Annotated in this window: 11 protein-coding genes; 3 read left to right on the top strand and 8 right to left on the bottom strand. The window is 63.8% G+C overall.

Annotated features, from left to right (window positions below; genetic code table 11):
* Positions 1 to 499 precede the first annotated feature (499 nt).
* Positions 500 to 709, bottom strand: a complete 210-nt coding sequence (locus tag DGI_RS06175) for a TOBE domain-containing protein (protein WP_021759948.1) — start codon at positions 707 to 709, stop codon at positions 500 to 502.
* A 538-nt stretch (positions 710 to 1247) separates the two neighbouring features.
* Here DGI_RS06175 and tsaA point away from each other — a divergent pair.
* The 3 genes from tsaA to DGI_RS19505 all read left to right on the top strand — a co-directional run bounded on the left by tsaA (position 1248) and on the right by DGI_RS19505 (position 3589).
* A complete protein-coding gene (gene tsaA / locus DGI_RS06180) occupies positions 1248 to 1781 on the top strand; it encodes a tRNA (N6-threonylcarbamoyladenosine(37)-N6)-methyltransferase TrmO (RefSeq protein WP_034608062.1) in 534 nt (177 codons plus the stop codon).
* Positions 1782 to 1898: 117 nt separating this feature from the next.
* The gene (locus DGI_RS06185) at positions 1899 to 2666 is read left to right on the top strand and encodes a methyltransferase domain-containing protein (protein WP_021759951.1); all 768 of its coding nucleotides are present in this window, start codon (positions 1899 to 1901) and stop codon (positions 2664 to 2666) included.
* Between the two features lie 35 nt (positions 2667 to 2701).
* Complete coding sequence (locus DGI_RS19505; protein ID WP_081696949.1) at positions 2702 to 3589, top strand: metalloregulator ArsR/SmtB family transcription factor; 888 nt, start codon at positions 2702 to 2704, stop codon at positions 3587 to 3589.
* A gap of 181 nt (positions 3590 to 3770) precedes the next feature.
* Here the strand turns inward: DGI_RS19505 and DGI_RS06195 are convergent, their stop codons facing one another.
* The 7 genes from DGI_RS06195 to DGI_RS06225 form a co-directional block, all read right to left on the bottom strand.
* Entirely contained in the window at positions 3771 to 4910 is a 1140-nt protein-coding gene (locus tag DGI_RS06195) for a double-cubane-cluster-containing anaerobic reductase (RefSeq protein ID WP_021759953.1), read from the bottom strand.
* 24 nt (positions 4911 to 4934) lie between these two features.
* On the bottom strand, positions 4935 to 5714 hold the full coding sequence (locus tag DGI_RS06200; protein WP_021759954.1) for an acyl-CoA dehydratase activase: 780 nt from the start codon (positions 5712 to 5714) through the stop codon (positions 4935 to 4937).
* Positions 5715 to 6021: 307 nt separating this feature from the next.
* Positions 6022 to 7143, bottom strand: coding sequence for an HD domain-containing phosphohydrolase (locus DGI_RS06205; protein WP_021759955.1), 1122 nt, complete (start codon positions 7141 to 7143; stop codon positions 6022 to 6024).
* 52 nt (positions 7144 to 7195) lie between these two features.
* Positions 7196 to 10324 carry a hybrid sensor histidine kinase/response regulator gene (locus DGI_RS17040; protein ID WP_051286659.1) on the bottom strand — a complete coding sequence of 1043 codons (3129 nt, stop codon included), beginning with the start codon at positions 10322 to 10324 and terminating at the stop codon, positions 7196 to 7198.
* A 692-nt stretch (positions 10325 to 11016) separates the two neighbouring features.
* A complete protein-coding gene (locus DGI_RS06215; protein WP_021759958.1) occupies positions 11017 to 11331 on the bottom strand; it encodes an FmdB family zinc ribbon protein in 315 nt (104 codons plus the stop codon).
* A 241-nt stretch (positions 11332 to 11572) separates the two neighbouring features.
* Complete coding sequence (locus DGI_RS06220; RefSeq protein ID WP_034608061.1) at positions 11573 to 12358, bottom strand: DUF4198 domain-containing protein; 786 nt, start codon at positions 12356 to 12358, stop codon at positions 11573 to 11575.
* A gap of 84 nt (positions 12359 to 12442) precedes the next feature.
* A complete protein-coding gene (locus DGI_RS06225) occupies positions 12443 to 12988 on the bottom strand; it encodes a hypothetical protein (protein ID WP_144284132.1) in 546 nt (181 codons plus the stop codon).
* Positions 12989 to 13064: the final 76 nt, after the last annotated feature.

Consider the following 13064-nt stretch of genomic DNA (forward strand, 5'->3'; position numbering starts at 1 on the left):
AAAGGCACTCATGCGCTACTCGCCTTCCCCCTCCACCATCAACAACTCCCCCGCCAGGTCAGACGCATTGCGTCACGCCTCGTCCTGCAGGTGCTCGTAGCGTTGGGTCATGGCAGCGCTCTTGTGAGTGAGTTTTTGCAGCGTGTACAAGTCAACCTTACCACATAAGGCCTGGGCCGAGGCGTAAACGTGGCGCAGGCCAGTTGGGAACGGGTTTCACCGCATCCGGATTCAGCTCTTCAAGTTCAATGTCTTTCACAGAGATATCCGCACTGGCACATGATCTGGCACAATCAAATTGTAAATTTTCTGTAATCAGCTGTAATTTATTATTAAAATAATATTATTCGATTCCCCCCGCCTCCACCAGCGCAACCACTAAAGCCGTCCTGCACCGTCCTGGGCAGTCCTGAAAATCAAATGATTTCAAGGGAACTGCATCCAGGAAGGCGCAGGGCGGCTTTTTTGCGTCCGTTGATCGCGTGCAGTGGACGTGCGGCTAGTCGGTCACAACCATCACGTTGGAGGCCTTGACCATGGCCTTGACGGCGGAGCCGACCTTCAGGCCCATGGCCTCCACAGAGTGCTTGGTGATGATGGACACCACTTCAATGCCGGGAGCGACTTCAATAATCACTTCGGAATTCACCGCGCCAACGGTGATGGCTTTGATGGTGCCGGGAAGCAGATTGCGGGCGCTGACTTTCATGTTCTTTTCTCCTTGGTAAGGCATGCGTTTGTATTGTACCATACAATGCACGTGCATTGCATGCAATGACGCCGACTCTGGTGCTGTGGCGCATGATGATTGGTCGTCTTGAGCGGCAAAGGAAGTATGGCATGTTGTGTCTGCTTCGTCCATATGCCCCACTAAAAATGTGCGCAGAATCACGAATAATTAACAAATCGTGATCTTGCGGAGCGGTGGTTTTTTCACGAAAGGCAGTGTTTTCGTGATAGACTTGCCCCAACGTGCACTAGGGGAGCACTGTGGCGACAGGATCATGCGGGAGGGGGTGTCGGGCCCGCCGGCTCCTCGTCGCGTTCCAGGAGCATTCGCCATGTACGCCATGATAATTCTGGTGCTGGTGGCACTCAACCTCGCCCTGGCGGCACAGCGTCCCGAGTGCGATGTCTGGGCTGCGGAGCTGGGTCTCGTGTGACGTCACCGAAAGACGTGTCCATGAAAACGCAACACAAGCCTGGCACGGCGGTGGTCGTTGCAACTACAGTATTGGAGGCATCGAGTGCACGCTGTTGCGCCTGAATCTTTCGCCTATCGGCCCATTGGCCATTTTCGCACGCCGCACAAGGCGATTGCCGGCATGCCCATCCAGCCCATCGGCGCCCTCGGGGTGTCGGGATCCATCGTCCTGCTGCCTGGGTTTGCCCAGGGGCTGCAGGATCTGGACGGCTTTTCCCATGTCATCGTGTTGTATCATCTGCACCAAGTCCGCGGGCATTCATTGATGGTGACGCCATTTCTGGATACGCAAGCGCATGGGATTTTCGCCACCCGTTCGCCGAGCCGGCCCAATCCCATCGGCCTGTCCGTGTTGCGGCTGGCCGGCGTCTCCGGCTGCTGCGTGCATGTGGAAAACGTGGATGTGTTGGACAACACGCCCGTGCTGGACATCAAACCCTATGTGCCGGACTTCGACCGCTGGGATGCCGACCGCATCGGTTGGTTTGCCGGCAAGTCCGGCCAGGCCGTGCAGCATCGCAGCGATACGCGGTTTGCCGACGCGCCCCTCGCCGAGGAAGACCTTCCCGTGGCCTGAGTGCATCCCTCCTTGTGTTCGCCTTGCGCCATGTGGGCAGGGTAGTGGTCGTATGTGGTATTGACATATTCGGATTTTAGAATATGATGACTGCATCACATCCACACAGGAGGCGACATGTCCCTTGCTCCCATCCACACGCAGGTTTCCAAAGCCTATGCCGAGGCGCTGGAGCTGGCTACCCAGGGCCAGCGCGGCGGGTGCTGCGGCGGTTCTGTCACGGTGTTTGCCGGATACGGGCAGGAAGCCTCGGACTACCAAGGCGTGCAGTCCCTCTCCTTTGGCTGCGGCAATCCCCTGGCCCTGGCCGGGGTGCAGCCGGGGCAGACCGTGCTGGATCTGGGCAGCGGCGCAGGGCTGGATCTGCTGCTGGCTTCGGATCTCGTCGGGCCCGAGGGGCGCGTCATCGGCGTGGACATGACCGAAGCCATGCTGGCCATGGCCCGTCGCAACATCGAGGCCGCCGGCAAATCCAACATTGAGGTGCGCCAGGGCTGCATCGAGGCCCTGCCCGTGGCGGATGCCAACGTGGATTGGGTCATCTCCAATTGCGTGGTCAATTTGTCACCAGACAAGGCGGCGGTGTTTCAGGAGATTGCCCGGGTGCTCGCGCCGGGGGGGCAGGTGAGCATCTCGGACATTGTGGCCGAGTCCCTGCCGGACTGCCTGCACGGCGACACTGCCGCCTACTGCGCCTGCGTGGGCGGAGCCATCCCGGAAGCAGCCTATCTGCAGGGGCTGGAGGCCGTGGGGCTGGTGGATGTGCGGGTGGCGGATCGGTTGGTGTATGACGAGCCGCAACTGCGCGGCCTGTTGGCCCGGGAGGATGTGGCTGGCATGGTCGGCAAGGTGGCCAGCGTGCGGGTGGTGGCGCGCAAGCCGTGATCGTCACCTGTTCGGCATGACGACAGAGGAGAAATATGGATACAGCACCTGCTGTCTTTGCCGCGCTGGGCGAGGCCGCCCGCCTGCGTCTGGCCCTGCTGCTGTGCGGGGGCGAATTGTGTGTGTGCGACCTGCAGACCGTGCTGGGGCTCCCGCAGTCCTCCACCTCGCGGCATCTGGCGGTGCTCAGGCAGGCCGGCGTGGTGGAAGGCCGGCGGGAAGGCAAGTGGATGTACTATCGCCTGGCCCTGGACGAGACGCCAGCCGGGCGGCAACTCACCGCATTGCTGGAGGTCTTGGGGCAGACCGAGCCGCAGGCCCGGGAAGACAAGGCTCGCCTTTCCCTGCTGCAGGCCCGGCGGCGCACCTGTTGTGCGCCGGGTGCCGGGTTTGATGGGGTGATTTTTCACGACGCCAGGAGAACCGACATGCGAAACGCCAATGTGTTGTTCATCTGCGAGCACAACAGCGCCCGCAGCCAGATGGCCGAAGCCTATGTGGAGCTGTTGTCCGATGGCGAGATTACCGCCGCCAGCGCCGGGTTCGAACCGCGGCCCATCAACCCGCTGGTGGTGGAGGTCATGCGCGAGGACGGGGTGGACCTTTCCCAGAAGCAGCCGCAAAGCGTGTTCGATGTCTTCAAGTCCGGCGCGGTGTTCCAGGCCGTGATCACCGTGTGCGACGAGGCGGCCGCCGGCGCCTGCCCCGTGTTCCCCGGCCTGACGCACCGGCTGCACCTGCCGTTTCCGGATCCGGCCGCCCTGGAGGGCACGCAGGAAGAAAAGCTGGCCCAGACCCGGGAAATTCGGGACCAGATCAAGGCCATGGCCCGGGACTTCATTGCCTGGTACCGCGCGCCCAAGGACAAGCGCCTGGGCTCCAACTGGGAATGGGTGGACATCAAAGGCAAGGCGCAGCCGTAGCGGCCCGCATTGCTGCAATGAGCGCTGGGGGAACCCCTTTCTACAGAAAGGGGTTCCCCCCAGACCCCCCCCCTGCCAAAAGACTTTTTATTGTGAATTCAGGCTACTATCAAAGTTTTGGAAGGGGAGAGCGCGAGAGGGGACAACCTTTTGCACAAGTTTTCCCCTCTCGCACAGATGGTTATCCCGCCACGGCCTGCATTTCCAGGAAGGCTTCCAGCCGCACGCGCAGCTGTTCGGTGTCGGCCTCGGAATAGTCGGTCTCCACGGCCAGGTACGGCAGGCCGCGTTCCTCCTGGATGAAGGTGCGCACGGCATGCTGTTCGATGGCGTAGGTGTGGCAGCCATGCCATGCCAGATCCACCACGGCGTCGGCCTGGAAGAGGTCGATCATCTCGGCCAGCAGGTCCAGCCGGGCGGTGTTGGGCGTCATCACCGAACAGGGAGTGGCCAGATACCGCGCGGCGATGGCTTCCAGGGGCGGCCGGTCCGTGGCCACGCGCTGCACGCGTTTGTAGCCGGTGCAGTTTTCGAAGCCCACCACCCGCGCGCCGGCGTCTTCCAGCAATTTGACCACCTTGTGCGAGCCCATGCCCATGGGCACCCCGGAGAGCAGCACCCGCGGTCCTTCGGGACTCTGGCCCGGCCCGGCTGCCGACACTTCCTGGACCATGGCTTCCATCAGGGCGCAGGATTCTTCCTTGTCCGGGAAGAAGCCGGATTTGAACAGCAGCTCCAGCATGAGCATGCCCGAGAGGGGCGCAGGCTTGAGGGCCATGAGCCGCTGCATGCCGTCCAGGGCATCGCGTTCCCGGTTGGCCAGGGCGATGGCCCGGGCAAGGTCGGCCTCGGTGATCTCGACGCCGTAGAACATTTCCAGCCGCTCCTTGAGCCGGGCGACCTCGGACGTCCAGAAGCGCAGGGCCTCGGGCAGGGTGGGGTTGTGGGGCAGGTGCAGCAGATGCAAGGGCTTGAAGGCCGCCATCTGCTCAAACATCTTCTTCTTGCCGTCGCAGGTGGTGTCCGCCACCACGATGTCTGCGGCGTTGAAGTAGGGGCAGGTTTCTTCCAGACCAAAGCCGAAACTGCTTTTGATGAGCGGGCAGATGTTGCGCGGCAGGGTCTTTTCCGCCGTGGGGATGGGATCCTGCCGGGTGCCGCAGAGCATGACCGGGATGGCGTCCGCGGCCATGATCACTTCCATGGGCGTATACAGGCAGTACATGCCGGCGATGCGGCGGCCGGCCTCCTTGGCTTCCTTGATGCGCAGGGGATTCTTGTCTGCTGCGGCCTTGAAGGCCTCCACCGTGGCGAATGGCATGACGGCTCCTTTTGTGGCTGGGGGTCAGGAGGTTGCGGCGAACAGCGCCGCCCCCACGGCCCCGGCGTGCTGCGGCCAGGGGGCAGGGGTGATGGGCTGCTCCAGATGTCTGGAAAGCAGGGCGGCGATGTGGGCGTTGCAGGCCAGCCCGCCGGTGAAGACGCACGGCTGCCCCGGCGCAAAGCGGCCCAGCAGGGCCTTGAGGCGGCGGGCGATGGACTGGAAGATGCCGGCGGCCAGATCCGCCGGAGCTGCGCCACGGGCGATGCTGCCGATGATCTCGCTTTCCGCGAACACCGCGCACATGCTGGAGAGCTGCACCGGCGTGCCGGCCAGGCCTGCGGCGGCCAGCTCCTCCAGGGTCATGCCCAGGGCGGCGGCCATATTGGCCACGAAGCGGCCGGTGCCGGCGGCGCACTTGTCGTTCATGACAAAGTCCAGCACCTGCCCGTCCGGGCCGAGCTGGATGATTTTGGAATCCTGCCCGCCGATGTCCAACACCAGCCGGGCCTGCTGCTGCAGAAAATGCGCGCCCCGGGCGTGGCAGGAGATCTCGGTCATGGCCTTGCCCAGCCCCGGCAGGGCCTTGCGGCCGTACCCGGTGACCACCACTGCGCCCAGGGCCTCGCGCAGGCCGTTCACCCGGGCCAGGCCCTCGGCCAGCACGGCCTCGCCGGCCTCGCGCGGGCTCCAGCCCGTGGGGGCAATGGCCGTGGCCAGGATGGACAAGTCCTGCGCGTGCAAAATCACACACTTGGTGGCCGTGGAGCCAATATCTATGCCGGCGACGAGGGATGGTGTCATGCAGCGTACTCGCAATGTTACCGCTGCGTACCGGTTCCGGCAGGGCAAGACAAATTGAATGATCCGATGCGAGGCGGGAAATATGCGGCAGGGGCTCTATGCCGAGGCGGAGGGTTGCGGTCAGGGAATCGCAAGATGACGCGGCCAGCTATTTTAGAGCATTTTAATCTTAAAAAAGGACATTGCGAGAGGGGAAACCTTTTTGCAAAAGGTTNCCTTTCTTCAGAAAGGTTTTCCCCCGAGAGTTCTTTTCAAAAACAACGTACGCTAGAGGAGTGGCTGTAGCATCGCAGTGTCTGATGTGGCGTCAGAGTTGCGGTTCTTCCTCCTGCACGCGGTGCTGGATTTCCTCCAGCAGGGCCAGGGTGGAGCCGTTGCCCGGCGCACCGTCCTTATGCTGGTCATAGATATGCAGAAAGGCGTCGAAATCGTCCAGGAACAGATCCACCAGGGCCGGATCAAAGTGCGCGCCGCGTTCCTTGTGGATGACTGCGGCGGCTTCGGCGACGCTCCAGGCCGGCTTGTACGGCCGGTCCGAGGTCAGGGCGTCGAACACATCCACCAGTCCCACGATGCGCCCGGCCAGGGGGATGGTCTCGCCGGCCAGACCCTGGGGGTAGCCCGTGCCGTCCCAGCGCTCATGGTGGGTGAGGGCGATGGTGCGCGAGAGGTTCAGCAGCGGCGAGTTGCTGCAGGCCAGGATGTCTGCCCCGATCTGGGCGTGGCGCTGCATGATCTGCCATTCCTGCGCATCCAGCTTGCCGGGCTTGAGGAGGATGGCGTCGGGGATGCCGATCTTGCCGATGTCGTGCATGGTGGCGGCCAGGCCCATGTCTTCGGCTTCCTTGGGCGTGCAGCCACTCTTGCGGGCCAGCAGGGCGGTGAATTCCCGGATGCGGCGGATGTGCCGGCCGGTGTCGTTGTCGCGGTATTCCGCGGCCAGGCCCAGGCGCAGCAGGGTGTCGCGATAGTTGTGCTCCAGCTCCCGGGTGCGTTCTTGCACGCGGTGTTCCAGTTCGCTGTTCTGGCGGGCCAGCTGGCGGCGGGCCAGAAGCAGGGAGAGATGGTTGCGCACCCGGGCCTTGACCTCGGCGGCATGAAACGGCTTGGTGATGTAATCCACGGCGCCGAACTGGAATCCCTTGGACTTCATGTCCGGATCATCCATGGCAGTGAGGAAGATCACAGGGATGTCGCTGGTTTCCGGGTCGGCCTTGAGCTGCTGGCAGACGGCGAAGCCGTCCATCTCCGGCATCATCACATCAAGCAGGATGAGGTCGGGCTTGAGTTTGGCGGCGATGTGCAGGGCGCTGGGGCCGTTAAGAGCCACGGAGAGGATGTAATCGTCCATGAGGGCAGCCACAAGCAGGTCGATGTTGGTCTTGGTATCGTCCACCAACAGCAGTCTGCACGAGTTGAGATCATTCATGCCTGGATCCTCTGCGGTGTGCGGTGCGACGGGGCCGGCATGGTCCGCCGGGCTATGGTTCCTGCAGTGCAGCGAGCATCTGTTCCGCGAGCTGCCGGGCGTCGTCAAATTCATAGGCCGCCACGTGGCGTCTGAGCCGCTCCAGGGTGTGACGATGGCGGGACTGGGCCTGCCAGGGCGGCAGCTGCTCCATGGCTGCGGCGGCGCGAACGGGGTCGAACTCCTGGGCGGCCTCGCGCAGGGCCTGGAGCGTTTGTGACAAGCCGGCCTGCGGAGGGGGCGACATCTGGTGCGCCTGGCGGGTTGGGCGGCCCGTTTCGCCCGTTTCGCCCGCCCCTTCTGGTTCTTCTGTACCGGCAAGGCGGGCATGCAGGATGCCAAAGGATTCCCTGGCCACGGCAAATTCCCGCAGCATGTCTTCAACAGGCCCGGCCAGGGCGGCGGTTGTGTCTTCCTGGGCTGCATGCTCCAGGGCCCTGGCTGCCTGCGCCAGGTCTCCCAGCCCCAGATTGGCCGCCGCGCCGCCCAGGGAGTGGCCCAGGCCGGCCAGGGCCAGGGCTTCTCCGTATTCGGCCATGCCCTGCACGGCGTCTTCCAGGCCGGCATTGTCCTCAAAAAAATGCCGCAGCATGCGAAGCCAGTCCGGCAGGCTGACCTGCAATCGATCCAGCGCGTCCGAGCCGTGAATGCCGGGCAGGTCCAGGCGGGTCTGCCCGGTGTGCCCTGGTTGTCTGGCATCGGACGTGGCGAGGCATCCGCGCTCGGGCAGCCAGTTGCGCAGCACGGCGAAGAGCATGGCCTGGTTGATGGGTTTGGTGACGTAATCATCCATGCCGGCGGCCAGGCATTTTTCCCTGTCGCCCTGCATGGCGTGGGCGGTCATGGCGATGATCGGCAGGGGCGTGTTGCCCAGATGCTCGCGGATGGCGATGGTGGCGCTGTAGCCGTCCATCACGGGCATCTGGACGTCCATGAGCACCATGTCGAAGGCTTGCGCCCCATGCGTCTTGATGCGCTGCACGGCCTCCAGCCCGTTGTCGGCCACGGTCACCTGCACGCCGCCGCGAGTGAGGATTTCCATGGCCACCTGCTGGTTGGTGGGATTGTCTTCCGCCAGCAGCACGCGGCAGCCGGGCGGGAGCGGCCCATGCGGCCCGTCTGCGCGGGCAGAGGCGGCGGCGTGACTGGCCGCGCCGTCATCAAAAAAAGACAGCAGGGTTTCGTACAGGGAAGATTGTTTGACCGGCTTGAACAGAAAGCCGTCCACCCCGGCATTGCGGGCCTCGCGCACTTCCCGATCCCGGCCAAACGCGCTGACCATGACGAGGGGCACGTCCTGCATCTGCGGCAAGGCCCGCAGGCGACGGCTGGCCTCGATGCCGTCCATGCCCGGCAGCTTCCAGTCCATGATGACGGCGCCGAAGCGCTCGCCGCTGGCGATGCGTTCCAGGGCTTCCTCGGCACAGGCGGCGGTGACCGGGTGCATGCCCAGGTGGGCGAGCATGCGCTCCACCATGAGGGCGCTGTGGGGATTGTCCTCCACCAGCAGCACCTGCATGCCGCGCATGGCCTGGGGCAGGAGCCACGCAGCGCTGGGGGGTTCCTGCTCGGCGAGGGGCATGGCGAGGTCGAAGGCGAAGGTGGATCCCTGGCCCGGCGCGGTCTGGACGCGGATGTCCTCCCCGCCCAGGAGCTGCACCAGCTTGCGGCAGATGGCCAGCCCCAGGCCGGTGCCGCCGTATTTGCGCTGGGTGGAGCCGTCTGCCTGGGTGAAGGCGTCGAACAGGGTCTGCACCTTGTCCGCGGGAATGCCGATGCCCGTATCGGACACCATGAACGTCAGCTGGACCTTGCCGCCCAGCAGGGGCTGGGAGCGCACGGTGAGCCGGACTTCTCCCTGCCGGGTGAACTTGAAGGCGTTGGAGAGCAGGTTGGTCAGCACCTGCTTGAGCCGCAGGGAATCGCCGGCCAGGATGGTCGGGGTGGCCAGAGGGACATCAATGACGAATTCCACGTCGCTGCTGGCCACACGGTCCCGGAAGATGTCCGCCAGTTCGTCCAGCAGGCTGCGCAGCAGGAAGGGAACCTGCTCGATGGTGACCATGCCCGCCTCGATCTTGGAGAAATCGAGCACCTCGTTCAGCAGGGACAGCAGGGATTGGGCCGAGGCCCGCAAGGACTGCACATAGTCCCGCTGGCGGCCATTGAGTTCCGTGCCGGTGAGCAGGTCGCTCATGCCGATGATGGCGTTCATGGGGGTGCGGATTTCATGGCTCATGTTGGCCAGGAATTCCCGTTTGGCGCTGTCTGCCTGCTCCAGGGCCGCCACGGTTTCCTGCAGTTGGGCATTGGCCCGGGTCAGGTCTGCGGTGCGCTGGGCCACAAGTTCTTCCAGTTGCCGGGCGTGGCCCTGCAGCTTGAGATCCCGGGCTTCGATTTCCGAGAGCATGGCATTGATGCTTATGGCCAGGGAGCCGATTTCATCCAGACGGCGCACCGGCGCACGGCGGGAATAGTCCCTGTCCGAGCGGATGTCGCTGGTCAGGGCGGTGAGCCGGCCCACGGGATCCAGGACGATGCGCTTGAGCAGCAGCACGTAGGCGGCCATGAGGGCGATGACGGAAAGCACAATCCCGCCGGCATGTTCCAGCAGTTGCTTGCGGACTTTTTGCTGCACGAAGGCCGGCGTGCACCGCAGCTCCACCGTGCCCAGCACGCGGCCCAGCGTTTCCAGGTGCCGGGTGCGGGCCAGGGTGCCTTGGGCTTGGGAGGGGTCGGGGGGCGGAGCGTCGTCCAGCATCATGGGTTCCCAGGCCGGCGTGCGGCCCAGGGCGGCGAACACGCGCTGGGTGAGGGAATCGCGGACCACGATGGACACGACACTCGGATCGTGCATCTCTGCGCGCATGATGGCCAGGGCGGTGCTTTGTTCCAGATTCCACACCGGCGTGCCCAGGCTCAGGGCCAGACGATCCACGGCGGCATCGGCGTAATTGTTCAGCTCCTGCTCAAACTCGCGCTCAAGGCGGAAGTGCCCGTAGCCGAAGGCCAGGGTCAGAAACAGGCTGAGCAGCACGGCGGAGACCCACAGCAGCTTGAACGACAAGGTCCGCGTGACGGCGGGTATCGTTCGCAGGGAGGGCGTTCGCGGCGCCTCCGGCGTGGCGGTGGGAAAGGTCATGACTCGTTACGTCCCCGGGAATGGGCTGTACGACGCGTGCTGGTGTTCCTGCTTTCAACCCGTACAGGCATTGCCTTGTTACCTCGTGCGTGTGACAATGTTGTCACCATTTGCACACAACCCCGGGATGCGCATGTCTTCCTGCCTCGTACCGGCCTGCAGGGCTCACCCTTCCATCTCATGCCGTTCCAGGAGTGCGCCTGGCATCGAGCCTGATCAGGGGGAGGCGCCGCAGCACGACCAGACTCCGGCCACGCCCCTGCGCTGCGCCCTGTGCCGCGCTCCCGTCACCACGGCGGCGGCGCGCATTCGGATTGCCGGCCGCCATGCGCACGTGTTCTGCAATCCTGCGGGATTGGTGTTCGAGATCGGATGTTTTTCGTCTGCCGAAGGATGCGCGGCGATAGGACCGCCGTCAAGCGAGTTCACTTGGTTCCCCGAACATTTCTGGCAAGTGGCGGTGTGCACGCGCTGCGGGACGCATCTGGGCTGGCGGTTCGCCGGGCCGGCGGGAGAATTTTGGGGATTGATCCTTGAATACTTAGTTTGATTTGATGCAATTGTTGACATACGAAATCTAAAAACGTAATACTAGCCATCAGGCGCGCACACACCCCAACACCACCGTGCCTCGATTCGGACAAGCAGCCCGGTCATGCCCAGTGCATGGCCGGGCTGGGTCCGTTGCAGGGTCAATCGCTCAGCACGCGGGAGAGGTCTGGCATGGTTTCGGGCTTGTCATGGTGCACGTAGCGGGATTCGCCCTCGCGGGCGGTCACGTTTTCGTACACGCCGGTATCGCGGCGCACCAGTTTGGTGAAGCCGGCGTCGCGGATTTCGGCGTCGGAACGCGGCACGCTGATCATGGGCTTGGAGATGAGCCGCCGCACGGGCGCGCCACAGATCGGGCACGTGGTGAACGGGTCGTCATGGATGGATTGGAAGCGCTCGAAGATGCGCCCCAGGGCGCAGGCTGCGTCCAGGTGTTCATAGTCGTAATTGGGCATGCACGGCTCCCCAGTACGTGGCGCGGCGTGGCCATTTGCAGGATGCAGGGAATGGTGCATGCTGTCTACAAAAGAATCCCCCGCGGCGCAACGCTTGCCCGCTTCCCCCTCGTCCTGCCGCTTTTAGGGAATTTTAGTTTTGAAAAAGGACGTTGCGAGAGGGGAAACCTTTTTGCAAAAGGTTNAGAACCTTTCTTCAGAAAGGTGTTCCCCCGAGAACTCCTTTCAAAGAGGCCTTGCGCTACTTGGCGGGCCAGGCATCCAGCTTGATCCACAGCACGGCCCCCTGTTCCACGGGCTTTTGCGCGCCGCTGGGGTCGGGCAGGGTGGTTTCAGCCTCGGTCAGCGCGGCGAAGCCCCACCAGCCGGCCCGGGGGCAGGCGAAGGTGAACACGCCGTTGGCATCCGCCTGGACCACATGGGTCACATGGTAGGGCGTGGGCGGGGTGATGGCTTTCTGTTCGTTGTAGTATTCCACTTCCACCGTGGCGTTGGGCACGGGCTTGCCGTCCACCAGCACCTGGCCGCTGAAGCTGAACCCGGCGTAGTTGCCGAAGGGTCGCGTCAGGGGCACGATTTCGGTTTTCAGGCCGACCGGCTCATTCCAGCCTTCTTCCTCGCCAAACGCGGCCACCACAGTCTTGGTGTAATGGATGATGGACACATCCTCGGCCGGCTCCCAGTACGGCTGCGGCTCCATGACAACGGTGTATACTCCGGGCCGGACCACGGCATACGCAGCCTTCCAGGCGGCATGGTCCATGACCTTGGCTTCCTTGAGCGCGGGCAGCAGATCCGTGCGGTTGCCTTCGGACACGACAAAGAACGCTGCCGGCTTGGCCAGATCCATGCCTTCCATCTCCATAGGATGCGAGAAGGACAGCGTCAGCTCCACGGTCCTGGTCTTGGGGTCCACAGCGTTGGTGGAGGGGATAACCATGCCGAAATGCGCCATGGCTGGCGCCGCAGCGCACAGGGTCGCAGCCAGAACCAGTGCGGCGGAAAACAGGCGGGGCAAAGATTTCATGACATCTCCTGGTGATGAATGATTTGTTTGGACGATTTTCCAGGTATTTTTTCTAAAATAGTGGCACGAATCCACAAAAAAAATTTAGCGCTTGCGTTTCACCAGCATGGCCACCCCGGCCAGACCGAACAGAAAGCCTATGCCGGCGGTGATGTCCTGCACGCTGGGGCCGGGCTGGGCCAGCTGGCGCTGTAGCTCGGTCACCTGATGCTGCAGGGGGGCCAGTTCGGCGCGCACGGCCTCGGCCACCAGGGCCTTGAGGCGGTCGCGGTCCTCGGGCAGGGCCAGACCGGCAACCCCAGCAGGGCCGGCAAGGGCAGGGGGCTCCACTGCGGGCGCGGTGTCGGCGGTCGCTGTCGTTGGTGCGATTGCGCCAGTTTCCTGCGCAGAAAGCAGCCATTCGTTGCGATGTCCTTCGCCGGCGTTCACGATGATGCGCAGCTCCTGGCCATGGGCCGCCACGGGCAGGGGGAAGCGGACCAGCCCGGCGGCGTTGGTCTCGCCGCGGAACACCGGCGCGTCCTGCCCCGGCACAAAGGCTTCCACCGCAGCGCCCCGGGCCGGATTGCCCCGGGAAAAGCTGCCTTCCACCATCACCTCGCCGCCTTCGACCCAGGCGAATACGTTCACGCGATGGGCCAAGACCGGGCCGGACATCGCAAGGCTGTATAGCGCAACACCGCACAGGACAATCGCAAGCAGACCG

It is taken from the genome of Megalodesulfovibrio gigas DSM 1382 = ATCC 19364 (genome assembly GCF_000468495.1).
In the GTDB taxonomy this organism is placed as follows: domain Bacteria; phylum Desulfobacterota; class Desulfovibrionia; order Desulfovibrionales; family Desulfovibrionaceae; genus Megalodesulfovibrio; species Megalodesulfovibrio gigas.